This is a genomic window from Terracoccus sp. 273MFTsu3.1, assembly GCF_000383675.1.
Lineage (GTDB): Bacteria > Actinomycetota > Actinomycetes > Actinomycetales > Dermatophilaceae > Terrabacter.
This window is the reverse complement of sequence record NZ_KB911821.1, coordinates 959,565-981,748: the sequence shown is the minus strand read 5'-3', so window position 1 is coordinate 981,748 and position 22,184 is coordinate 959,565. Positions and strand designations below refer to the sequence as shown.

The 22,184-nt window shown below is 71.6% G+C and carries 19 protein-coding genes and 1 pseudogene; 9 read left to right on the top strand and 11 right to left on the bottom strand.

Annotated features, from left to right (window positions below; genetic code table 11):
• Positions 1-208, top strand: a pseudogene (locus tag H283_RS28400) (hypothetical protein); the annotation flags it as partial.
• Between the two features lie 160 nt (positions 209-368).
• Here H283_RS28400 and H283_RS0110265 read toward each other — a convergent pair.
• Positions 369-1,076, bottom strand: a complete 708-nt coding sequence (locus H283_RS0110265; protein ID WP_196805947.1) for a hypothetical protein — start codon at positions 1,074-1,076, stop codon at positions 369-371.
• Positions 1,077-1,343: 267 nt separating this feature from the next.
• Between H283_RS0110265 and H283_RS0110260 the strand changes: the two genes are divergently transcribed.
• Positions 1,344-2,390, top strand: a complete 1,047-nt coding sequence (locus H283_RS0110260; RefSeq protein ID WP_196805946.1) for a type I asparaginase — start codon at positions 1,344-1,346, stop codon at positions 2,388-2,390.
• A 16-nt stretch (positions 2,391-2,406) separates the two neighbouring features.
• Here H283_RS0110260 and H283_RS0110255 read toward each other — a convergent pair whose 3' ends face one another.
• On the bottom strand, positions 2,407-5,193 hold the full coding sequence (locus H283_RS0110255) for a cation-translocating P-type ATPase (protein ID WP_020143430.1): 2,787 nt from the start codon (positions 5,191-5,193) through the stop codon (positions 2,407-2,409).
• A gap of 137 nt (positions 5,194-5,330) precedes the next feature.
• Between H283_RS0110255 and H283_RS27655 the strand changes: the two genes are divergently transcribed.
• On the top strand, positions 5,331-5,843 hold the full coding sequence (locus tag H283_RS27655; protein ID WP_231372256.1) for a hypothetical protein: 513 nt from the start codon (positions 5,331-5,333) through the stop codon (positions 5,841-5,843).
• Here H283_RS27655 and H283_RS24675 read toward each other — a convergent pair.
• Positions 5,809-8,061, bottom strand: a complete 2,253-nt coding sequence (locus tag H283_RS24675; RefSeq protein ID WP_051103576.1) for an MMPL family transporter — start codon at positions 8,059-8,061, stop codon at positions 5,809-5,811. The two genes, H283_RS27655 and H283_RS24675, sit on opposite strands and share 35 nt — an antisense overlap.
• A gap of 55 nt (positions 8,062-8,116) precedes the next feature.
• Positions 8,117-8,866: an aquaporin gene (locus H283_RS24670; RefSeq protein ID WP_020143427.1), complete on the bottom strand. Its 750-nt coding sequence runs from the start codon at positions 8,864-8,866 to the stop codon at positions 8,117-8,119.
• Positions 8,867-9,144: 278 nt separating this feature from the next.
• Between H283_RS24670 and H283_RS26605 the strand changes: the two genes are divergently transcribed.
• Genes H283_RS26605 through H283_RS0110220 form a run of 4 tightly spaced genes read left to right on the top strand, consistent with a single transcriptional unit; the run spans position 9,145 to position 14,982 of the window.
• Positions 9,145-11,805: a response regulator gene (locus tag H283_RS26605; protein WP_020143426.1), complete on the top strand. Its 2,661-nt coding sequence runs from the start codon at positions 9,145-9,147 to the stop codon at positions 11,803-11,805.
• Positions 11,802-12,194 carry a response regulator gene (locus tag H283_RS0110230; RefSeq protein ID WP_020143425.1) on the top strand — a complete coding sequence of 131 codons (393 nt, stop codon included), beginning with the start codon at positions 11,802-11,804 and terminating at the stop codon, positions 12,192-12,194. The genes H283_RS26605 and H283_RS0110230 overlap by 4 nt, the downstream gene beginning before the upstream one ends.
• Positions 12,191-13,351 carry an adenylate/guanylate cyclase domain-containing response regulator gene (locus H283_RS0110225; protein ID WP_020143424.1) on the top strand — a complete coding sequence of 387 codons (1,161 nt, stop codon included), beginning with the start codon at positions 12,191-12,193 and terminating at the stop codon, positions 13,349-13,351. Before H283_RS0110230 ends, H283_RS0110225 begins: the two co-directional genes overlap by 4 nt.
• Positions 13,348-14,982, top strand: a complete 1,635-nt coding sequence (locus tag H283_RS0110220) for a peptide ligase PGM1-related protein (protein WP_020143423.1) — start codon at positions 13,348-13,350, stop codon at positions 14,980-14,982. Before H283_RS0110225 ends, H283_RS0110220 begins: the two co-directional genes overlap by 4 nt.
• A 4-nt stretch (positions 14,983-14,986) precedes the next feature.
• On the opposite strand, the gene H283_RS0110215 is transcribed toward H283_RS0110220, so the two are convergent.
• Positions 14,987-15,184 (bottom strand): hypothetical protein, encoded by a 198-nt coding sequence (locus tag H283_RS0110215; RefSeq protein WP_020143422.1) that lies wholly within the window; start codon positions 15,182-15,184, stop codon positions 14,987-14,989.
• A gap of 174 nt (positions 15,185-15,358) precedes the next feature.
• Here H283_RS0110215 and H283_RS0110210 point away from each other — a divergent pair, with 174 nt between their 5' ends.
• Complete coding sequence (locus H283_RS0110210; RefSeq protein WP_020143421.1) at positions 15,359-16,051, top strand: Crp/Fnr family transcriptional regulator; 693 nt, start codon at positions 15,359-15,361, stop codon at positions 16,049-16,051.
• A gap of 82 nt (positions 16,052-16,133) precedes the next feature.
• Here the strand turns inward: H283_RS0110210 and H283_RS0110205 are convergent, their stop codons facing one another.
• The 5 genes from H283_RS0110205 to H283_RS0110185 all read right to left on the bottom strand — a co-directional run bounded on the left by H283_RS0110205 (position 16,134) and on the right by H283_RS0110185 (position 21,071).
• On the bottom strand, positions 16,134-17,537 hold the full coding sequence (locus tag H283_RS0110205; RefSeq protein WP_020665706.1) for a hypothetical protein: 1,404 nt from the start codon (positions 17,535-17,537) through the stop codon (positions 16,134-16,136).
• Entirely contained in the window at positions 17,534-18,043 is a 510-nt protein-coding gene (locus tag H283_RS0110200; protein WP_020143420.1) for a SigE family RNA polymerase sigma factor, read from the bottom strand. The genes H283_RS0110205 and H283_RS0110200 overlap by 4 nt, the downstream gene beginning before the upstream one ends.
• Before the next feature lie 177 nt (positions 18,044-18,220).
• On the bottom strand, positions 18,221-19,543 hold the full coding sequence (locus H283_RS24660) for a hypothetical protein (protein WP_043648618.1): 1,323 nt from the start codon (positions 19,541-19,543) through the stop codon (positions 18,221-18,223).
• Positions 19,540-20,040, bottom strand: a complete 501-nt coding sequence (locus H283_RS0110190) for a SigE family RNA polymerase sigma factor (protein ID WP_020143419.1) — start codon at positions 20,038-20,040, stop codon at positions 19,540-19,542. Before H283_RS0110190 ends, H283_RS24660 begins: the two co-directional genes overlap by 4 nt.
• 155 nt (positions 20,041-20,195) lie before the next feature.
• Positions 20,196-21,071, bottom strand: a complete 876-nt coding sequence (locus tag H283_RS0110185) for an alpha/beta fold hydrolase (RefSeq protein WP_020143418.1) — start codon at positions 21,069-21,071, stop codon at positions 20,196-20,198.
• A 147-nt stretch (positions 21,072-21,218) separates the two neighbouring features.
• Between H283_RS0110185 and H283_RS0110180 the strand changes: the two genes are divergently transcribed.
• Positions 21,219-21,545, top strand: coding sequence for a DUF952 domain-containing protein (locus H283_RS0110180; protein WP_020143417.1), 327 nt, complete (start codon positions 21,219-21,221; stop codon positions 21,543-21,545).
• 95 nt (positions 21,546-21,640) lie between these two features.
• Here H283_RS0110180 and arfB read toward each other — a convergent pair whose 3' ends face one another.
• Positions 21,641-22,096 carry an alternative ribosome rescue aminoacyl-tRNA hydrolase ArfB gene (gene arfB, locus H283_RS0110175; RefSeq protein WP_020143416.1) on the bottom strand — a complete coding sequence of 152 codons (456 nt, stop codon included), beginning with the start codon at positions 22,094-22,096 and terminating at the stop codon, positions 21,641-21,643.
• Positions 22,097-22,184: the final 88 nt, after the last annotated feature.

Sequence of the window (22,184 nt, the reverse complement as noted above, 5' to 3'; positions counted from 1 at the left end):
GACCGTCGGCGTCGTGTGCGTCTCCTGGCAGCAGGTGTCCGTTGGACGACACTGGGCCGGGGAACGCTGCGACGTGCACGTCGGACCGGAGATCCTGCAGTTCTGGATCGGCAACGAACTGCTCCGCACCGTGCGACGCGAGAGCACCGGATCCGTCCGCAACAAGCGACCCCTGGGAGGTGCCCTGACCAAGACCAGAGCAGAATGAACACCAACAACGAGTGTCAAGGATCAACCGACACACAACCGTCAACCATCAACCGAACCCGTACACCAGCTCTCCGGTGTGCATGACGGCGCCTCACGCGTGACGGCCCGTTCGTCGGATCCTCGACGCTCCCTCGCCCGCAGGGCTTCTCGTGGTGTCGCTAGGCCGCTGCCGTGTCGGGTCGGAACGACGTGACGAGCAGGTGCAGGCTGAGGAGCAGGACCCACACGGGAAAGAGCAGGACGGCCCACACCGTCCGAGGCGGTGCGAGCAGCAGGACGAGCGCGACCACGAAACCCACGGCCACCAGCCAGCGCGGCACGATGCCGGCGCGGCGACCGAGGTTCGTGACGACCATGGTGAAGACCGCTGCCATGCGGATGCCGAACGTCGTCAGGAGAGCGGTGCTGACCGCCCCGACCTGACGGACGTACTCCGGCGAGACGCTGTCGGGCCCGTCGTAGAGCGCGAGCAACGCTCCGACATCTGCAGAGGCCGCGAACAGCATGGCGACGAAGAGCAGCCCCGACCCGAGGAAGGTCGTCGCGAACAGCTTGTCCTCACGGTGGCCGAGGCGGGAACGGATCACCCCGATGAACCAGAGGAAGGCGATGCCCGCGTAGGGGGTCAGCTGCATCGCGAGCGTCACCCTGCCGCGCCGCTCCGCGTCGGTGATCCATGTCGAGCGACTGCCGGTGCCCGGGAGCGCCAGGTACATGAGGATGACGACCGCACCCAGGAGCACGGCGAAGGCGATCCCGGCGATGGCCGCGGCTCTCGGGGTACGGATCTCCTCGAGCACCCGCCCCCGTGGTTCGAGCTCAGCCGGTGTCCCGGCCCGACGACGCTCCTCCTCATGCATGCTCATGCTCCAGTTGTAGGCGCTCCGGGCCCCGCGGGGGACCGTTCGTGGGTAGTCGACCCTCGGAACCTCCGCCCGGAGGAGCGCGCTTGCAAGCGGCGGGCCGACAGGAGAGGCGTGGCGATCCGCCGGTCTCGATGCCCCGTGTCCTCTGGACAGGGCGCACGGCGAGTGCCACGGTGAGCTGCGCGGGCGCCGGGACCAGCGGCGACAGCGGGTGGGCCGTGTCGGCCCGCCGAGTCCGCCGAGTGGGTCCGACGAAGGGAGATGCTCGTGAGCGACAGCGTGTTCGTGCTCCACACGGGCGGGACCATCGGCATGGTCGACACCCCCGACGGCTACGCACCCGTGCCCGGTGCGCTCGCTCCGTACGTCGACTGGATCGTGGAGAACTCGAGGGGGGAGCTGCCCCCGATCGTCTTCGAGGAGCTGGACCCGCCGATCGACTCCGCCAACGCGACGCCCGACGACTGGTGCGCCATCGCGCGAGTCCTCCATGAGCAGCGCAGCCGTCATCGTGGGTTCGTCGTCCTGCACGGGACGGACACGATGGCCTACACGGCGTCCGCGCTCTCGTTCCTGCTCCCGTCGTTCGGCAAGCCGGTCATCGTCACCGGCTCGCAGATCCCCGTCGCCCGCACCCGCAGCGACGGACGGCAGAACCTCATCGGCGCTCTCCAGGTCGCGGCGCGCTCGGACGTCCCCGAGAGCACGCTGCTCTTCGGGGAGGTGCTGCTCCGAGGCAACCGGGCGACGAAGGTCGACGCCTCGGGTCTCGACGCCTTCGACTCCCCACGCTTCCCAGCGCTCGCCGCGATCGGCATCGACATCGACGTCCGGACGTCCTTGGTGCGCCCCGCCGACGGCGAACCCGAGCTCAGGGCCGGACGGCTGGGGGAGGTGGCGGCGGTGCGGCTCTTTCCCGGGTTCTCGGCCTCCATCCTCGCGAACGTGTGCCGACCGCCGCTGCAGGGACTCGTCATCGAGGCCTACGGGGCGGGCAACGGACCCTCGAACGACCGGGAGTTCATGGCCGTCGTCGAGGCCGCGACGGCCGCGGACATCGTCGTGGTCGTCGTCACCCAGTGCGTACGCGGGTCGGTGCAGCCCGGGGCGTACGCGACCGGGTCGGCCCTGATGCGGGCCGGCGCCGTGCCGGGCTACGACATGACGTGCGAGGCGGCGCTCACCAAGCTCGCGGTCCTGCTCGGGCAGGGCCTCGACACCGCTGTCGTGGCGGAGATGATGCAACGCGACATCGCCGGTGAGCTGACGAGAAGGGACGACGTCGGGGCCGCGCCGGCGGTGCGCGCGACCTGAGACCGCGGGTCGCCGCTCAGGCGCGCGGCGTCGTCGTCAGGGCCCGGGCGGGCGCGACGGTCGACTGCAGGTCGAGGGCGTCCGCAGGCTGGTGCCGGCGCCGCCTGACCAGCTTGCCGAGCTCGACGACGGCGGGGAGCGCTGCTGCCAGGGCTGTGCACACCAGCCACTGGGTCGGCGTGAGCTCGGAGGTCAGCAGCGCCTGCTGCAACGTCGGTAGCTGGGTCGCCAGGAGCAGCATCCCCACGGGGACGAGGGCGATCGCCAGCGCCCTGAGGATCGGGGGCGTGAGACCGCTGGTGGGGTCGCGCCGGTTGACCACCGCGTTGAAGGCGGTGCCCAGGCCCATCACCACGAACGTCATCGTCATCGACACGGAGGCTCGCGTGGGGCTCGGCTCGTCCGGCCCGAGGACCAACGGCAAGAAGGCGGCGACGAAGAGCACCGCCGCGTAGACCAGCCACATGACGACGGCCGACCGGTTCGTGATGGTGATGCCCGGGTCGCGGGGCGGCCGGTTCATGACGTCAGGGTCACCAGGGTCGACAGCGATGACGATGACACCGACGGCCGTCGCGAAGAACAGCAGGAAGAGCACCATGGTCGGGGTCATCGCGACACCCCGGTTGACGTCGAACACCGTTGCCGCGAGGAACAGGAACACGAGCGAGAGCAGCTGGGTCATCTGGTAGCGCACGTACGAGACGACCTTGTCGTACGCGCGTCTGCCGATCTCGACGGCATGGACGAGCGTCCCGAAGTTGTCGTCCGTCAGCACCATGCGCGCGGCCTGCTTGGTCACCTCGCTTCCGCTCCCCATCGCGACGCCGATGTCTGCCTGCTTGAGGGCAGCCGCGTCGTTGACGGCGTCGCCGGTCATAGCGACGATCATCCCCTCCTCCTGCATCGCCCGAGCCAGCCGGAGCTTGTCCTCGGGCGTCACGCGGCCGAACACGTGCAGCATGGCCAGCTGCTGCTTCAGCTCCTCGTCGCTCAGCGCCTGCAGCTCGGCGCCGCTGATGGCCCCCGGGCCCAGCCCCAGCTCCAGGCCGATCGCGTGAGCGGTGACGGCGTGGTCGCCGGTGATCATCCGCACGTCGATCCCAGCCTTCAGGGCCGTCGCGACAGCGCTCTTCGCCTCGGTGCGCAGGGGGTCGATGATCCCGGCGAGCCCGACGAAGGACAGGCCCTGCGTCAGGGCCATCGGGTCGGCGGTCATCGTCGCGAGCTCGTCGTCGGTGACGAGCCGGGCCGCGAACGCGAGGACGCGCAGTCCCTTGCCGCCCATGCGCTCGTTGGCCCCCCGGAGGCCGTCGAGCGCCTGTCCGATCGGGACCTGCGAGCCACTGAGCGGACCACCTGCCAGGGTGCACCGGGCGATGACGACGTCGGGGGCGCCCTTGACGAGCTCGATGACGTGCTCGGCCCCCTCGATCGTCACCCGGTGGAAGGTGGCCATGAACTTGTACTCGGAGTCGAAGGGCACCTCGGCCAGGCGCGGGTAGGTTCGGCGGGTCTCCTCGGCGTCGATGCCGAGCTTCGCAGCGAGCACCACCAACGCCGCCTCGGTGGGGTCGCCGATCACCGAGCCGTCGTCGCCGACCACCGCGTCGCTGTCGAGGCACAGCCCGAGCCCGAGACGCGTGAAGTCGGGGACCGGTGTGCCGGCCACGGCCCGGATCGCCCCGCTCTTGCGGTAGCCCTCGCCGTCGACGGTGAACCACGCCCCGCTCGCGTACAGCGTGGACACCATCATCTCGTTGAGGGTCAGCGTGCCCGTCTTGTCGGTGTTGATCGCGCTCGTCGACCCGAGCGTCTCGACGTCGGTGAGGTTCTTGACCACGGCCTTGGACGCAGCCAGCTGCTTGGCGCCCATCGACAGGAGCCCGGAGACGAAGGCCGGCATCCCCGTGGGGATCGCGGAGACCGCCATCGCCGTGCCCAGCAGGAGCAGGTCCTTGGCCGGGGTCCCGCGGACGAGGCCGACGACGACGATGACGGCGACGGCTCCCCAGGCGATGAGGCCCAGCACCTTGGTGAGGGTGTCGAGCTCCTTCTGCAGTGGTGAACGCGTTCGCGTGACCGAGCTGAGCATGGTCGCGATCTGGCCCATCTGCGTCCGCTGCCCGGTGGCCGTGACCACGACCGTGCCCGTGCCGCGGGTGACGGACGTGTTCTGGAAGAGCATGTTGGTCCGGTCGCCCAGAGCGACGTCCACGGACCCCAGAGCGGAGTGGTCCTTCGCGATCGGCACGCTCTCCCCGGTCAGCGCCGCCTCCTGGGCCTCGAGGGTGGCGGACCGGACGATGCGTCCGTCCGCCGGGACGATGTCGCCGGCCTCGACCTGCACGACGTCCCCGGGGACGATCTCGGTGGCGGGGACGAGGGAGAGCGCGCCGTCACGGACGACCCGCGCCTGCGGTGTCTGCATCTTGGCGAGGGCGTCGACGCTGGCCCGGGCCGTCAGCTCCTGCCGGGTGCCGAGGGCGAGGTTGAGGACGATGAGCAGACCGACGATCACGCCGGTCGACACCTGGCCGATGACGAGGCTCACGACCACGACGGCCACCAGCATGATGTTCATCGGGTCGCGCAGCTGGCTCGCGGCGACGGCCCAGACGGACGGTGGTTTCTCGGCGGCGATCGCGTTGGGGCCGAAGGTCGCCAGGCGACTCGCAACCTGCGCTCCGCTGAGACCTGAGTCGGCGTCGGAGCCCGCCGCGGCCACGACCTCGTCGGCGTCCAGCGCGAAGGGTGGGGTCTCGGTGTCCGCAGTCGATGCCGGCGTGCCGCTCTCGCTCATGGGTCGTCCCCCGCTCCGCGTGCCTCAACCTCAGCGCTTGTCAGGCTAGTACCAAACGAGCCGCGCGGCAGGGCTGCGGCGCAACGTCGTTCGACGATCCGCTGAGCGGCCACGACTTCCGTGCCAGCCTTGGGTGCGTGACGAGGCAAGATCGGCACTCGGTGCGCGTCGCCGGGATCGCCCTGGACCTGGAGCGTCTGACGTACGCGACCATCGTCGTGATGGCTGTGCTCTCCGCCTACTCCGGCTGGTCCGACCTCCCGTTTCCATCGGCTGTCGTCGTCGTCGTCTCACCGATCGTGGCCGTGTGTCTGGCGCACGCGTTCTCGGAGGTCCTCCATGAGCACGCTGAGGTGAAGCGGAGGCTCACCACCGTGGAGTGGCTGGCAGTGGCGCGCCGGCAGGTGCACCTCCTGCTGGCAGCCGTACCCCCGCTCGCCGTCCTCGTCATCGGTCGGGTGACCTCGCTGGGCAACGCCGACACCCTTCCCGTGGTGGAGCTCACGGGACTGCTGACCCTCGTGTTCCTGTCGGCGGTCGCGAGCAGCAGGGCCGGTTTGCGGGGACCGTGGCTGGTCGCCGGTGCGCTCGCCGGGGGACTCGTCGGGCTCGCGGTCATCGCTCTGCAGATCGTCCTGAAGCCGCACTAGTCCGCGGTGCCCCGGGTCCCTCACGGTCGATCTCGCCCGCCTCCGCGTCCGCGCCGGACGTCCGGCGGAGGCCGATGGGCCACCAGATGCGGTCGCCGAGGTCGTAGGAGACCGCGGGAACGAGCAGGCTGCGCACGATGAGCGTGTCGAGCAGCACGCCGAAGGCGACGATGAAGGCGATCTGGACGAGGAAGAGGATCGGGAGCACCGCGAGCGCCGAGAAGGTCGCCGCGAGGACGATGCCAGCGCTCGTGATGACACCGCCCGTCACCGCGAGCCCCACGAGGATGCCGGGCCGGGTGCCGCGGGTGCGCGACTCCTCACGGACGCGCGTCATGAGGAAGATCGAGTAGTCGATGCCGAGGGCGACGAGGAAGACGAAGCCGTAGAGCGGCGTCGACGGGTCGGAGCCCGGGAACCCGAACACGTGGTTGAACGCGAGCGCGGAGACGCCCATCGTCGCGGCGAACGACAGGACGTTCGCGGCGACGAGGACGAGCGGAGCCACGATCGATCGCAGCAACAGCATGAGCACGACGAAGATGACGGCGAGGATCGTCGGGATGATGACCTTGAGGTCGCGCTCGCTGGCGAGGCGCACGTCGAGGTTCGTCGCGGTGGTCCCTCCCACGAGCACGTCGGAGCCGACCCGGTCGAGGGAGGCGCGCAGGGTCTCGATGGTGTCCTCGGCCGCGACGCTGTCGGCGGCGGCGTCGAGCGTGGCCTGCACGATGACCTGGCCGTCGACGACCTTCGGGGGCTGGCCGGGGACGAGTCCCACCTGCGGGCTGCTGACCCCGTCGGTCGACTCGAGCACCGCGACCACGGCATCGGCCTTGGCCTCGGGGGTGGCGATCTGGACGGGGGAGCCGGACCCGGCGGGGAAGTGGCGCGCGAGCACCTCCTGCCCGGTGACGGAGTCCACCCGGGTGAGGAAGAGGTCGGACTGGGCGATGCCGCGCGCGTTGAGCGTCGGCAGGAACGCCGCGCAGGTCGCGAGGGCGAGGAGGGTGACGACCCAGGTGCGTCGGGGATGGCGCCCGACCATGCCCGCGACCCGGCCCCAGATGCCGCGGGTGCCCACTGCGTCCGCGCTGTGCACGTGGTCGACGTGGGGCACCTGTGGCCAGAAGATGCGTCGGCCGATGAGGAGCAGCACGGCAGGCAGGAAGGTCAGGGAGGCGACGAAGGCGCCGACGATGCCCAGTGCGCCGACGGGACCCAGACCCTTGGTGCTCCCGAGGTCCGACAGGCGCAGGCAGAGCAGCCCGAGGACGACGGTGGCGGCGCTCGCGGCGATCGGCTCGAGCGAGGCCCGCCACGCGATCTTCATCGCCGCCCACGTCGACTCCTCGTCGTGCAGCTCCTCCTTGAAGCGCGCGACGAGGAGCAGGGCGTAGTCGGTCGCGGCGCCGACGACGAGGATCGACAGGATGCCCTGGCTCTGGCCGCTCAGGCTGATCGTGCCGTTCTCGGCCAGGGGGAAGACGACGAGCGCCGCGAGCGAGAGGCCGAACACCGCCGAGATGAGCACGGCGAAGGGCAGGATCGGGCTGCGGTAGACGATGAGCAGGATGAGGAAGACGACCCCGAGCGCGACGAGCAGCAGGATGCCGTCGATGCCGCCGAAGGCGATGATGAAGTCGGCGAAGAAGCCACCGGCCCCGGTGACGTGGACGGTCAGCCCGGACGCTCCCAACGTCGACGCGGCGGACTCGCGCAGGGCCTGCGCGACGGCATACAACGCCGTGTCTCCGGCGATGGTGTCCTCGGCCTTGTCGGCGAGGAAGGCGACGGGGACGAGCACGGCCTGCTTGTCCTGGCTGGGGATCGCGAGGGTCGGGGGCGACTGCAGGAACTCGCCGACGGTGCGTCCGGGGTCGGCGAGCTTGAGCCCGGGTATCCCGTCGACGTAGCGCTGCACGGCCGCGAGGTCCGCCGGGGTCAGCCCGCTCGGGCGCTCGACGACGACGAGGTAGGGCAGCGTCTGGGTGTCGGTCGTGCGGCCCACGAGCTTGCTCACCGACGTCGACTCCGCGGACGGTGGAAGGAAGTTCGCGTTGTCGTTGGTGGCGACCTCGGAGAGCCGGCCCACGAGGGGACCGCCGATGCCCCCGATGGCGAGCCAGGCCAGCACGGCCAGGGCGGCCACCCACCGAACGGCCGCGCGGCCCTTCGGTCTGCTCGACCCACGCCTGCCCCCGGATGCGTCGCTCATGGTCTCATCATGGGGCAGGCGCGCGCCTCAACGTTGGACAGTCGGCGAAGCCGGGTCAGGCGGGGACGTCGGCGCCGGTCGGGTCCGTGTCGGTCTTCGAGACGGCCGTCTCGAAGTACGGCGCCGCGAAGGCCGCCACGGCACCACCGATGAGCGGCGCGACGATGAACATCCAGACGTGCGCGAGGGACTCGCCGCCGTTGAGGAGGGCCGGACCGATGGACCGGGCCGGGTTGACCGACGTGCCGTCGAGCGGGATGCCGACGAGGTGGATCACGGTGAGCACCAGGCCGATGGCGAGCCCCGCGAAGCCGGGCGCGGCGGCGCGGTTGGTGACGAGCAGGATGACGAGGACGAGGAGGAACGTCAGGACGACCTCGAGCACGAACGTGCCCCCGGCGGAGATCGTGACGCCCCAGTTGTTCGTGCCGAGAGCGCCCGTGGCGTCCTTGGCGCCGCCGAAGTCGGACACCATGAGCTTGAGAAGCGATGCCCCGACGATGGCTCCGATGAGCTGGGCGATCCAGTAGTAGACGGCCTCCGTCGTCGTGATGCCCTTGCGCAGGAGGACGCCGAGGGTGACGGCCGGGTTGACGTGGCAGCCCGAGACGGGGCCGATGGCGTAGGCGAGGGCGAGGAGGACGAAACCGAAGGCGATGGCGACACCGACGTAGCCGATGGTGTCGATGCCGAAGACCGCGGAGCCGACGGCGAAGAAGACGAGGACGAACGTTCCGACGGCCTCCGCCACGGCCTTGCGCGTGAGGTCAGGAGTCGGGCCGGCAACGGTGCTGGAGTCAGGCATGGGAGTCCTTCCGTAGCAGGGCGAGCGGGCCCGTTTCCCCCGGGACGCTCGTGTTCAGCGTAGGGCCGGAGGGTTCGCGGCGCCGTCCACGACGTGCCGCCGCGCGCGGTGGGCCAGCTCGATAGGTCGCCCTTCCCTGCCCGCAATCTGGCCGACCCCCGGGGTAGGCCGTGCGGGCGCCGACGTCGCCGCTCCGCAGATTCCCATGGTGCGCCGACCGTTCGGGGAGGACACTCGTGGGGGAACCACACGGACTCACAGCGCGATGGGGGACTCGCATGAGCGGGTTCGAAGAGGCGACGGACGGCTCGGCGAGCAGGGTTGAGACCGAGCTCCGGTCACGGTTGTCCGACGTGCAGGAGCAGTTCCGCGCCACGAGCGACATCCTCAAGGTCCTGACGAGCGGGGCGTCCGCGCAGGCGCAGGTCTTCGAGGCCGTGGTCCATAACGCCCGCCGGCTGCTCCACGCGGACGTGGCGCAGATCCACCTGCTGGAAGGTGACGAGTACCACCTCCGGTGGTCGAGCGGCCACTCCAGGGAGTACCTCGAGATCGTCGACCGCTATCCGGTCCTGCGCAGCCGGGGCACGCTCATCGGCCGCGTCGGCATGGACCGCACCGCCCAGCAGATCACGGACGTCCTCGCGGACCCGGACTACTCGCAGCTCGCCCTCCAGAAGCTCGGCGGCTGGCGCTCCATCATTGGCGCGCCGATGCTCGTCGAGGAAGAGGTCGTCGGCGTCCTGACCGTGTGGCGCAACGAGGTCGACCCCTTCGACGACCGGGCGGGGGACCTGCTCACCACCTTCGCCGAGCAGGCGGCCCTGGCCCTGCGGCACGTCGAGCTCGTCACCGCGCTCGAGACCCGGTCGGCCGAGCTGGGGCGCAAGGTGGAGCAGCTCGAGGCCCTCGCCGAGGTCGGCGAGGCGATCAGCTCGACGCTCGACGCCGACGAGGTGCTGAACACGATCGTGTCGCACGCCGTCGAGCTGTCCGGCACGGACGGCGGGTCCCTCATGGAGTTCGACCGCTCGACCGGGCTCTTCCGGGTGCGCACGGCATACGGCACGAGCGAGGAGGTCATCGACGCGCTGCGGGCCGCGGAGATCCACATCGACCGAACCTGGGTGGGCCGCGCGGCCCGGACCCGCGAGGTGCTCCAGATCCCCGATCTCGACGCGGAACCCGCGCCGGACGACCCCCACCTGGCGGTGCTCCACGGGTCGGGCTGGCGCTCCCTCGTCGCGATCCCGCTCGTGCGCCCCGACCGGGTCGTCGGCGCCCTCGTCGTGCGACGCAAGACGAGCGGGTCGTTCAGCGACGAGACGTGCGAGCTCCTGACCGCCTTCGCGAGCCAGTCGGCCGTCGCGCTGACCAACGCCCGCCTCTACCAGCAGCTCGAGCAGCAGAGCGTCGCGCTCGCCGAGGCGAGCAGGCACAAGTCCGAGTTCCTCGCGAGCATGTCGCACGAGCTGCGCACTCCGCTCAACGCCGTGATCGGCTTCTCCGAGGTGCTCCTCGAGCGGATGTTCGGCGATCTCAACGAACGGCAGGAGGACTACCTCGAGGACATCCACGCCGCGGGCCGCCACCTGCTCGCGCTCCTCGGCGACATCCTCGACCTGTCGAAGATCGAGGCCGGACACATGGAGCTCGACCTCACGACCTTCCCCATCGACGACATCCTCGTCCAGGCGCTCTCGCTGGTGCGCGAGCGGGCGGCGCTGCACGGCATACGCCTGACCCTGGAGGCATCGGACGGGCTCGGCCTCGTCACGGCGGACGAGCTGCGCCTCAAGCAGGTCCTGCTCAACCTGCTGAGCAACGCGGTGAAGTTCACGCCGGACGGCGGCAGCATCGTCGTCCGTGCCTGGCGCGACGGTGAGGAGCTCGACGTCACGGTCACCGACACGGGCATCGGCGTCGCACCGGCGGACCAGGAGCGCATCTTCGACTCGTTCCAGCAGGGTGAGCGGTCGGCGTCGTCGAGCGAGGGCACCGGCCTCGGTCTCACCCTGAGCCGGCGCATCGTGGAGCTCCACGGCGGGCGGCTCTGGCTCACGAGCACACCGGGCGAGGGGAGCACCTTCGGGATCTCGGTCCCGCAGCCCGATGCGGACCGGGAGGCCGGCGGTGACGTCTGGACGGTCGACGGCGAGGACGTCGACGGACCGACGGTCGTCGTCATCGAGGACGACCCCCGCTCGGCCGAGCTCGTCGAGCTGCACCTGCGCGCAGCCGGACTCCGGCCCGTCGCCGCGTCGACGGGCGAGCAGGGACTCGACCTCGTCCGGGCCCGGGACCCGGTCGCGGTCGTCCTCGACATCCACCTGCCTGGGATGGACGGGTGGGAGGTCCTCACCGAGCTCAAGAGCGACCCGACGACGGCCGACGTGCCCGTGGTCGTGGTCAGCGTCGAGCCCGAGCGCGGCCGTGGCTTCGCCCTGGGGGCCACGGAGTACCTCGTGAAGCCCGTGAGCGGCGAGCACCTCCTCGCGGCCGTGACGCGCCTGCTCCCGCCGCCGCGCGCGGACGAGCACAGTTCTCGGCTGCGCGTCGTCGTCGTCGACGACGACCCCCTCGCCCTCAAGCTCGTGCGCAGCACGCTCGAGCCGCTGGGTTGGGAGGTGCACACGTGCGCGGGCGGCCAGCAGGCGGCGGACCTCGTGCGCGCGGTCGCCCCGTCGGTCGTCGTCATCGACCTGCTCATGCCCCATGTCGACGGCTTCGCAGTCATCGACGAGCTGCGGCCGCACCGCGACTCCGAGGGGCCGCCGATCGTCGTGCTCACCGCGAAATCCCTGACGCCACAGGACCGCTCGCGTCTCGAGGGGCGTATCGCATTTGTGGCGGAGAAGGCCGGCATCGACCTGCCGGGTCTCGCGCGCCGGCTCGCGACGGTCGCCGGCGGGCACGTGCGGGAGGGGGAGGTGCCGTGAGCGACCTGCCTGTCGTGCTCATCGTCGAGGACAACCCGCGCAACCTCAAGCTCGCGCGGGACGTGCTGGAGTATGCCGGCTTCTGCGTCGTCGTGGCCACCACCGGTGAGGAGGCGGTCGAGCAGGCGAGGACCAGCCTGCCGGACGTCATCCTCATGGATCTCCAGCTGCCCGGCATCGACGGCTTCGCCGCCCTCGAGCTGATCCGGGACCACGAACCGACGGCGCACATCCCGATCGTCGCGCTCACGGCGTTCGCGATGCGCCGCGACCGTGAGCGGGCGCTCGTCTCGGGCTTCTCGGGCTACCTGGAGAAGCCGATCAGCGTCCGGGAGTTCCCGGCGCAGGTGCGCCGTCACCTGCCCCGACGGGAGGCGCCGGAGCCGTGACGCCCCTCGACGGCAATCCCAGGGTCCCGCCGCTCACGGGCGTGCGGGTCCTCGTCGTCGACGACCTCGAGCAGAACCGCAAGCTCATGCACGCGGTCCTCGAGCCGCGGGGCTTCGTCGTGCGCTCGGAGGGGTCGGGGCAGGCGGCGCTCGAGGCGCTCGCCGAGTGCGAGGTCGACGTCGTCCTGCTCGACGTGCTCATGCCGGTCATGGACGGCTACGAGACGTGCGCGCGCATCAAGGCCGACCCCCGCACGGCGATGCTGCCCGTCGTCATGGTCACGGCGAGCGGGACCCAGCAGCGGTTGCGCGCCCTCGAGGTGGGCGCCGACGACTTCGTCACCAAGCCGTTCGACCAGGCCGAGCTCGTGGCGCGGGTCCGGTCGCTGGCGCGCGTCAAACGACTGCACGACACGGTGCTCGAGCAGACCGTCGCGCTCGAGCGCTGGAACGCCGAGCTCGAGACCCGGGTCGCCGAGCAGGTGGACGACCTCGACCGGCTGGGCCGCCTGCGCCGGTTCCTGTCCCCGCAGATCGCGGGCCTCATCGTCGAGTCGGGTGACGAGTCGTTCCTCGAGAGCCACCGGCGGGACATCACGACCGTCTTCACCGACCTCCGCGGCTTCACCGCCTTCGCCGAGACCGCCGAGCCGGAGGAGACGATGTCCGTGCTGCGCGACTACCACGGCGCCCTCGGGGAGCTCGTCTTCGCCTACGAGGGCACGTTGGAGCACTTCGCCGGCGACGGGCTCATGGTGTTCTTCAACGACCCCCCGCCGTGTCCGGACGCCCCCGAGCGGGCCGTGCGGATGGCGCTCGACATGCGGGACCGCGTCGACGACCTCGCCCTCGGGTGGTCCCGGCAGGGTCACCAGCTCGGCTTCGGGGTCGGCATCGCGCAGGGCTACGCGACGTTGGGTCGCGTCGGCTTCGAGGGTCGCTGGGACTACGCGGCCATCGGCACGGTCACCAACGTCGCGGCCCGGCTCTGCGCGGCCGCTGCCGCCCGCCAGATCCTCATCAGCCCCCGCGTGCGCGCCGGGCTCGACGAGCGCTTCGAGACGCGCTCGCTCGGGCCGGTGGAGCTGCGCGGCATCTCGCGGCCCCTCGAGGTCCACGAGGTCATCGGCACCACCGACCGGGAGGACGACCCATGAACCCCACGACCCAGTCCCCGATCCTGCCGACGGAGGACCGCGGGGGCCTCGACGAGCTGGACGAGGCCGCTCGCGGCCGACTGTTCGACGACCTGCAGCAGGCCCTGCCCGCGGTCTGGAGCCACTTCGGCCAAGGCGACCCGCGGGAGTCGGTGGTCGTCGTGCCGTCGATGAGCGTCGACAACCTCGCGCCGTCGGCGGGCGCCATGAACCAGGCGATGGAGGAGCGTTTCCTCTTCCTCCTGCTGCTGCTGCGCCAGCCGCGCCTCCGGATGGTCTACGTGACGTCGATGCCGATCAACGAGCACATCATCGAGTACTACCTGTCGCTGCTGCCCGGGGTCATCCCGAGCCACGCCCGGGCCCGACTCGACCTCGTCTCGGTGGGCGACTCCTCCCCGCGCCCCCTGACCGACAAGCTGCTGGCCCGCCCCCGGGTCCTCTCCCGCATCGCCTCCCTCGTGAGGGACCCCGTCCGGTCCCACCTCATCCCGTACACGAGCACGACGCGCGAGCGTGACCTGGCGCTGATGCTCGGCGTCCCCATGTATGCCGCGGACCCCCGCCTCTATCCGCTCGGCACCAAGACCGGTTGCCGGCGTGTCTTCGCCGAGGCCGGCGTCGCCCATCCCTTCGGCGCCGAGGACGTCCACTCCGTCGACGACGTGGTCGACGCCGTGCTCGAGCTGCACGCGTCGCGGCCCGCCGCGCAGTGGGCGATGGTCAAGCTCGACGAGGGTGTCTCCGGCTCGGGCAACGCCCTCGTCGACCTGACCGACGTGGACGCGGCGGCCGCGGATCCGGGCGGGACGGGCACCCTGCGCGCGGTCGTGACCGAACGGGTGCTGGGCATGCAGCTCGAGGACGGACGCATCGAGACCGGCGCCTACCTCGGGAGGCTGGACGAGCGCGGTGGCATCGTCGAGGAGCGCATCGTCGGAGACGAGGTGCGGAGCCCGAGCGTGCAGCTGCGCGTGACGCCCCTGGGGGAGCTGGAGATCCTCTCGACCCACGACCAGGTCCTCGGCGGCCCGACGGGCCAGATGTACCTCGGGGCGCGGTTCCCGGCGGACCCGGCCTACGCGACGACGATCACGCGGGAGGCGGAGAAGGTGGGTCGCGTCCTCGCGGACAAAGGGGTGCTCGGGCGGTTCGCCCTCGACTTCGTCGTCGTCCGCCAGGGCGAGCAGTGGCAGAGCCACGCCATCGAGATCAACCTGCGCAGGGGCGGCACGACGCACCCGTTCCTCACCCTGCAGTTCCTGACCGACGGCAGGTACGTCCACGAGGAAGGGCGGTTCGTCACCCCGTCCGGCGCCGAACGTCACCTCGTGGCGACCGACCACCTCGAGGACGCGACGCTCCGGGGCATGGGTGTCGACGACCTCTTCGACCTCGTGGCCCGCGCCGGGCTCCACTTCGACCAGTCGCGCCAGACGGGCGTGGTCTTCCACATGATCAGCTCGATCACCGAGTGCGGCCGCGTCGGCATGACCGCGATCGGGGACACGCCAGACTCCGCCCAGGATGTGTTCGACCGGGCGGAGTCGGCGTTGCTCGCCGAGGCGCGGGCGTCGCTGACGCCGCTCCCAGTGCCCCTGCGGGGGCGCCTCGGCGAGGGTCTGCGGTGACCGTTCAGGGGGCGATCGAGGCCGAGTGGATGAGGGCACCCACGAACGCCTGGTGCCAGGTCAGGCGAGCCACGACGGAGCGGGCCGAGGCGCCGCCACAGTCGCACTCCCACGTCCAACCGCCTCGGGGCAGGCGCGTCACCCGGGGGTGGTGGTGCGCCAGGTCCGGGTGGACCCGTCGTCGTGCCGTTGTCGTCGTCATGGAAGTGCCTTCCCTCGGTGAGGGGTTCGCTGCCCCTCGTGCTGCGGATGTCCCGGTGCGGTCACGTTGCGGTGTCTTCTCCCACGACGGTCCCGCCGACGCCGGACGCTGTCTGTGCGCGCGGCGACACCCCGGGAGTGCTCGCGGGAACCGGGTCCGGGCGGCAGGACGACCGTGACCCTCGACCTCGGGCTGCTGTCCGACCTCGCGCCGGCCGAGCGTCGGGAGGTCGTGGCGACGATGCACCGGCACACGTACGACGCGGGCGAGGTGGTCTTCCACGAGGGCGACGCCGCCGACACCGTGCACTTCGTCGTCGAGGGCCGTGTCGTGGCGCGTCGGTCGTCGGAGCAGGGGGACCGGCTGGCCTATGCCGTCATGGGACCGGGCCAGGCCTTCGGCGAGCTCGCGATGATCGTGCGCGCAGGGCGGCGGACCGCGACGATCGAGGCGGTCGAGCGGACCGTGACCCTGGCCCTGTCCTTCGCGGACTTCGAGCGGCTGTGCGACCGGCACCCCGAGGTCAACCGTCTGCTCGTGCGCCTACTCGCAGCCCGGGTCAGCCGCCTGACCGACGCCCTCATGGAGGCCCTGCACACGCCCGCCGAGCTCCGTGTCGTGCGCAGCCTCGTGTCCCTGTGTGGGGTGTATGCCGTTGCCGCACCGTCACGCTCACCGGTGACGGTGCACCTCAACCAGTCCGAGCTGGCCGAGCTGGCGGGCGTCACCCGGCCGACGGCCAACAGGGTCCTGCGTCGCCTCGAGGCGGTCGGGGTCGTGGTCCTCGACCGCGGACGCGTCACCGTCGTGGACCCCTCGGCTCTCCGCCGGTCGGCGACCGGCGCCAGCGGGTCCGGGCCCGCCTGACGGCATACGACCGGGACGGACGCGACCCGCCCGCTCCGGGCCTGGAGCGGGCGGGTCTGCCGAGCGGGTCCTGACGAGCCGGTCAGTCCTGGCGGGCGAGCCGGTAGCGCGCCGTGTCGTCGGACATCGGTGCCGCGTCGACGAACTGCGTGCAGGCGCCGGCGAGTGTGCAGGTCTGCAGGTTACTCACGGTCCCCGGCCGGCCGTACTGGTGGACGAGGCCGAGCGCCACGGTCACGTCATCGACGAATCGCGTGTCGAGGAACCCGGCGCCCTTGAGACGCAGGACGATCCGCCCTGTGGCGACGTCGAGCACGTCCGTGACGGCTGCGGCGTAGCCGTCGGTCTCGATGGGGTGGCCGACGAGGTGACGTCCGTCGGGCGAGAAGCCGGTCGGGACGAACGCCCCGCACGAGCGGGCCACGACGCGAGCGTCGCCCGACACGTCCAGCACCGAGAGGCAGCCGGACGTCGAGTCGGCGTTCGTCGTGAAGGTCACGGCCTGCCGGGTGCGCTCGTTCACCGCTCGCACTACGCCGGCGTCGGTGTAGCGGTCGATGACGTTGGTGCCGAGGTCCCACACGTAGCTGCGCCTGACCTCCTTGTTGCCGAGGAAGACCCGGTCTCCGACGATGCCGGCGAGGTCGACGGCGTGCAGAAGGTTGCGTTTCGAGGCCACGACCGCCCCGTCGGCGTCGAAGGTCGTGATCATGGCACCGGTGCCCGGTGTCGACGGGACGTTGACGAGCACGGTGAAGCGCGTCCCGGCGGCGTTGACCGCGACCTGGGTCGCGTGCTTGGCGGGGACGGCCACCACATCGGTGACGGAACGGCCTGCGGCGTCGACGATCCGGACGGAGCCTCCCCGGTCCCAGGTGGCGTCGATGACGACCCCACGGCCGTCGGCGAGAGCGGAGTAGGACCACTGGCTGCCCACGGCGAGCGTCGTGGTGCGGCCGTCGCGCGTCACGGTGTCGTCGAAGGTCCAGGCCGTGTCGGGGGCGGCGCCCCGGGGCGCCGAGCTCGTGACGGTGACGACACGGGCCGGCGGGGCGTCGTTGTCGCTGGCCGGGACGGCATCGGCGGCGGGCGGGACGGCTGTCCCCGGGGCCGCCGAGCCCGTGCCGCCCGTGGCCGACCCCGTCGACGTGGGTGCCGGCGGTGTCGAGGTCGCCGGCTCGGACTGCGTCGGGACGCTGGTCGTCGGCGACGACGTGCGGAGCTCGGTCTGCGAGCTGCTCGCCGGCACGAAGGGCTTCTCGTCCGTGCCGCGCAGGCTGCTCCAGGCGAGCGGGGTCGCGACGGCGAGGACCGCCACGGCAGCCACGGCTCCCGTGGCGAGGGAGCGGTTGCGGCGGATCCGGCGCGAGCGGGCGACGGCCGGACCGGTGAGGTCGCTCGTCGCGCCCACGCGGTCGAGGCCTCCGTGGAGGGCCGCGCCGAGGCGTCGCTCCAGGTCGTCGTGGTTCGTCGGGTCGGTGGTCATGCGGGGACCTCCTCGAGCTTGGTCCGCAAGGATGCGAGGGCACGGTGGGTCTGGCTCTTGACCGTGCCGATGGAGCAGCCGAGGATCTCGGCGGTCTGGGCCTCGGTGAGGTCCTCGTAGTAGCGCAGCGCGACGGCGGCCCGCTGGCGGGGTGGCAGCGTCATCACCTGGCGCCACAGGTCGTCGTCGACGGGTCCGTGGTCCGAGCCGAGCGAGCCCGGACGGGTGTCCGAGTGGGCCGTGTCGAAGTCGAGCCGTTCCCGGTGGCGCCAGGCGCGGCGCCACCACGTCGTGTGCTCGTTGACCATGACCTTGCGCACCCAGGCCTCGACGGCCTCGCTGGCGCGGATGGTCTCCCACTTGAGGTAGAGCTTCGCGAGGGCCGTCTGGGTCAGGTCCTCGCCGCTCATCCGGTCGCCCGTGAGGAGGTAGCCGAACCGCACGAGCGCGTCCTGTCGGGCTCGGACGAACGCGGCGAAGTCGTCCTCGTCCTGAGGTGTTTGCATCGTGAGTGCCTCTCTGGCGGTTCCCCCTGTCGGAACCGACGACCACAGGACGCGGTCAGCCCCGCGAATGGTTGCACGCCGCCCGGACCTCTTCACCCCGAGCACGTATGCCGTCCGCCCGGGTAAGGGCGGACGGCATACGTGGGTGGTGGGCCGGCTGGAACGCCTTCGGCGCGGTCAGCGCGGCAGGGTGTAGCGGGGTTCCGCGGCCCCGGCGGCGTCGCGAGTCGGGAGCTCGCTGCGGAGGTCGGAACAGGCCCCGGAGAGGCTGCACCGCTGGAGCGTGTTGCGGGTCGCGGGCGACAGCGGCGTCGAGGTGTTGCGCGAGATGACGAAGCTGGTCTCGTCGTCGGCGAGGTGCCAGGTCCATCCGGAGACGACGCGGTCACCCGTGCCGCCGAGCACGGTCGCGCCGTCGCTGACCCGGACGACGCCGGCGCTGAACCAGAAGCCGCCGTCGACGTAGTGCGAGCCGACGAGGTAGGTGCCCCCGCTCGAGAAGGCGGTCGGCATGAACATGGCAGGGTTCTCGCCGGCACCGCACCGCTCGACGGTCTTCGGGAACGACGGCTTCGTCAGGTCGACGACGGCCCAGCAGGCCTCGTCCATCGCGTCGGTCGCGACGAACCACTGGAGGGCGGCCCGGGTGCGGTCCGGCGAGACGGCGACGACGTGGGCGGGCAGCGCCCGCGTCGTTCCGGTGGTGACGTCCCATTCCAGCGAGCCCTGGGACGCGTCGCCGGTGAGGTAGGCGACGTCGCCGACGATCGCCCCGACCTCGCGGGCATCCGTGCGCCGGGCCACCGTCGAGCCGTCCGCGGCGTGGACGACGACCGTGTCGCCGTCCCCGCTCTTGGAGAGCACCAGCGAGCCGTCCGATGACACGGCGTACGTCCCACTGGCCCCGAGCGAGGCGACCGTGCGTCCGGTGGGGGAGAGGATCTCCATCTCGCTCCGGGACACACCGCTCGACAGGTGCGACTGGAGGACGAACCCGCCGTTCCCGAGGACCGCGAAGGTCTCCACGACGGTCCCCTTCTCCAGGCCGACCACGGTGTCCCCGAAGCGGAGCGTGTCGTCGAGGGCGTATGCCGTGTCGCGCGTCGCCGTCGCCCGCACCGTCTCGGGGGCCGTCCGGACGTGCGGGGCAGCGGACCCGGTCGGGCCGGTGGTGGTCGCGGGTGCCGTCGCCGAGGGCTGCGGGCCGGTCGTGGTCGGGGCGCCCTCGGTCGGCACGGAGCTCGACGACGACGACGGGAGCGAGGTCGTCGAGGTGGTCCGTGCCGGGACGGGTGCCGTGCCGCGACCGGCCGACCACACGGTCGGGACGGCCACCGCGATGACGGCGACGGCCGCAGCGGCTCCGAGCGCCGCCCGGGTGCGCTGGTCCCGACGGCGGCGCGCGATGGCGCCGGGCGCGAAGTCCCCGGACACCTCGACGCCGTCGGCGTGCTGCCGGAGCAGCGCCTGGAACTCGTTCTCCTGGTCTGGCGTGGTCACGACGTGACCTCCTTCATGCTGCTGCGCAGCGAGCTGATCGCTCGGCTCGTGTGGCTCTTGACGGTGCCGACGGAGACCCCGAGGATCTCCGCGGTCTGGGCCTCGGTGAGGTCCTCGTAGTAGCGCAGGACGACGGCGGCCCGTTGCTGCGGTGCGAGGGACCGGACGTGCGCCCACAGCTCCGAGTCGTGCGCGGTGGTCGGCGCGGCCGCCGGGTCCATGACGCGGATCAGCTCGCTGTCGGTGCGCTCCCGGTGGCGCCAGGCGCGCCGCCACCACGTCGTGTGCTCGTTGACCATGACCTTGCGCACGTAGGCGTCGGGCGCCTCGACCGTGCTGATGTGGTCCCACTTGGCGTAGACCTTCGCCAGCGACGACTGGACGAGGTCCTCGGCGCTGTGCGGGTCCCCCGTGAGCAGGTACGCGAAGCGTGCGAGCGACGTCTGCCGCGCTCGCACGTAGGCCGAGAAGTCGACCTCGCGCTCGGTGTTTCCCACTGGACGTCCCCTGTCTGAAGTGGTTGGACGCACTCTCAACGCGGTGAGGCCCCCGGAGGTTGTCATCCCGCACGATCTTCACCGAGAACGGCGCCCGGACACGTCGACATCACACGGCGTTTCCGGCGCTCGGCGCCGGCTCCGGCGCCGCCGCGTCAGCCGTGGATGAACCGCTCGAGGACGCTCGCGAAGCGGTCCGGCTGCTCGAGGTGCGGGAAGTGGCCGGCGCCCTCGAAGAGCACGACCTCGGCGCCGGGGAAGACCTCGTGGGCGCGCTCGGCGTGGCCCACGGGGATCATCCGGTCCCGCGTGCCCCAGATGACGAGGGTGCGGATGTGGTCCGCGGTCGTCAGCTGCCCGTGGGCGTTGACCGTCTGGCCGCCGGGGTCGATGACGCCCCGGGTCGTGGCCAGGAACGCCCGACGGCTCTCGGCGTCCGAGAGGGAGGTGAAGCCCTTCCACGCCGCGGAGACGTCGGCGCTCGGTCGCCAGCCCAGGCCGCGGACGGCGCGCCCGACGGTCTCGACCCGGTCGCGCACCCAGGCCGAGGCGATGACGGGCAGCACGAGCTCGGCACCGGGAAGGGTCGCCGAGCGCAGCAGTGGGCTGACGGCTCTCCCGAGGCCTCCGCTGGACACGAGGACGAGGGCCTCGACGCGTTCGGGGAAGAGGTAGCAGAACTGCATGGCGATGCCGCCGCCGAGGGAGTGGCCCACGAGCGCCACCTTCGCGATGCCGAGCCGGTCGATGAGGTCGCGCAGGATGGCGGCGTGCGACCCGAGCGAGTAGTCGCCGACGGGCTTGGCCGAGGCGCCGTGCCCGAAGAGGTCGGGGATGACGACACGGTGCTCGGTGTCGAGCCGGTCGACGAGGTGGGTCCAGTTGTCGTGCGAGCCGAGCAGGCCGTGGATGAAGAGGATCGCCGAACCGTGGCCGGTGTCGACGTAGGAGAGGTCGTGGCCGCCGAGGCTCGCCACGCTCGGCGGGTATCTCAGCTCGACCTCGTCCCGAGGGTCCTGCGTCCTGGTCATGGTGCGCCGTCCTCCCAGCAGGTGCGTGCGGCCGGGGACTGCGGTCGACCGCGATCCACACCTCCAGCCTCTCTCTCCTCAGGGGAAGTGGGGGCTGCCTGAGATACACGTCACCGCATGCGGGCGGGCTTGGTAGCGTCGCGCCGCATGATCTACCACCTGGCCGAGCAGGCCGACTGGCAGCAGGCCCTCCGGGACGGCGCCTATGCGCGTTCGACGCGCGGCCGCTCGCTCGCCGAGGAGGGTTTCGTCCACGCCTCGTCGGCGGAGCAGTGGCCCGTCGTGCGCTCGCGCTTCTACGCCGACCTCGGCGAACCCCTCGTGCTGCTGCACATCGACGAGTCGCGGCTGACCTCGCGCGTGGTCCACGAGGTCGGTGACCCGGCGACGGGTGAGACGTTCCCGCACGTCTACGGCCCCATCGACGTCGCCGCCGTCGTCGACACGACGCTGTTGGAGCCGCCCCACGGCTGACCGACCGCCCGGCTCGGGCTCAGCTTCCGGGCGTATCCGAAGCCCGCGTATGCCGTCCGGTCGGGTGCCCGTCGAGCGGTGTCGTCGCGCTGCCGTCAGTCGGGTCGGATCCGACCCCGACCGGACTTGACCTCGGAGCGGCGCTTCTTGCCCTCGATCCGCCGCCGCTGCGAGCCTCGCGTCGGCTTCGTCGCCCGTCGGGCCGGAGGCGGGGGAGCAAGGCCCTCGCGCAGCAGGTCGGTGAGCCGCTCGCGGGCGGCGGCCCGGTTGCGCAGCTGGGACCGCTGCTCGGAGGCGACGATCGTGATCCGTCCGCCGACGAGGCGACCCTCCAGCGCGGTGGCGAGGCGCTCGCGCTGGGTCTGCGTCAGCGCGCTCGAGGCCTCCGGGTCGAAGACGAGCTCGACCCGGCTGTCGGTCGTGTTGACGCCCTGACCGCCGGGGCCGGACGACCGGCTGAAACGCTCGACGAGCTCGGCCGCCGGGATGACGAGACCGTGTCGCAGGCCGGGTCCGGCCGCGATCACGAGGTCACCGCCGGGCTCGTTCACCTCGCCATTGTGCCCGCCCGGTCGGCCACCTCGCTGCGAGACATGGACCCGGCGTATCTCACGGGGACGCTGCTCACTCCGTCCGGTG

What these genes read in the sequence shown, in the direction of transcription:
- H283_RS0110200 (WP_020143420.1), bottom strand. Translation starts at nt 18,043, where the DNA reads ATGCAAACACCTCAGGACGAGGACGACTTCGCCGCGTTCGTCCGAGCC.
- H283_RS24670 (WP_020143427.1), bottom strand. Translation starts at nt 8,866, where the DNA reads ATGCCTGACTCCAGCACCGTTGCCGGCCCGACTCCTGACCTCACGCGC.
- H283_RS0110255 (WP_020143430.1), bottom strand. Translation starts at nt 5,193, where the DNA reads ATGAGCGAGAGCGGCACGCCGGCATCGACTGCGGACACCGAGACCCCA.
- H283_RS0110215 (WP_020143422.1), bottom strand. Translation starts at nt 15,184, where the DNA reads ATGACGACGACAACGGCACGACGACGGGTCCACCCGGACCTGGCGCAC.
- H283_RS0110180 (WP_020143417.1), top strand. Translation starts at nt 21,219, where the DNA reads ATGATCTACCACCTGGCCGAGCAGGCCGACTGGCAGCAGGCCCTCCGG.
- H283_RS26605 (WP_020143426.1), top strand. Translation starts at nt 9,145, where the DNA reads ATGAGCGGGTTCGAAGAGGCGACGGACGGCTCGGCGAGCAGGGTTGAG.
- H283_RS0110220 (WP_020143423.1), top strand. Translation starts at nt 13,348, where the DNA reads ATGAACCCCACGACCCAGTCCCCGATCCTGCCGACGGAGGACCGCGGG.
- H283_RS0110265 (WP_196805947.1), bottom strand. Translation starts at nt 1,076, where the DNA reads ATGAGCATGCATGAGGAGGAGCGTCGTCGGGCCGGGACACCGGCTGAG.
- H283_RS0110205 (WP_020665706.1), bottom strand. Translation starts at nt 17,537, where the DNA reads ATGACCACCGACCCGACGAACCACGACGACCTGGAGCGACGCCTCGGC.
- H283_RS24675 (WP_051103576.1), bottom strand. Translation starts at nt 8,061, where the DNA reads ATGAGCGACGCATCCGGGGGCAGGCGTGGGTCGAGCAGACCGAAGGGC.
- H283_RS0110185 (WP_020143418.1), bottom strand. Translation starts at nt 21,071, where the DNA reads ATGACCAGGACGCAGGACCCTCGGGACGAGGTCGAGCTGAGATACCCG.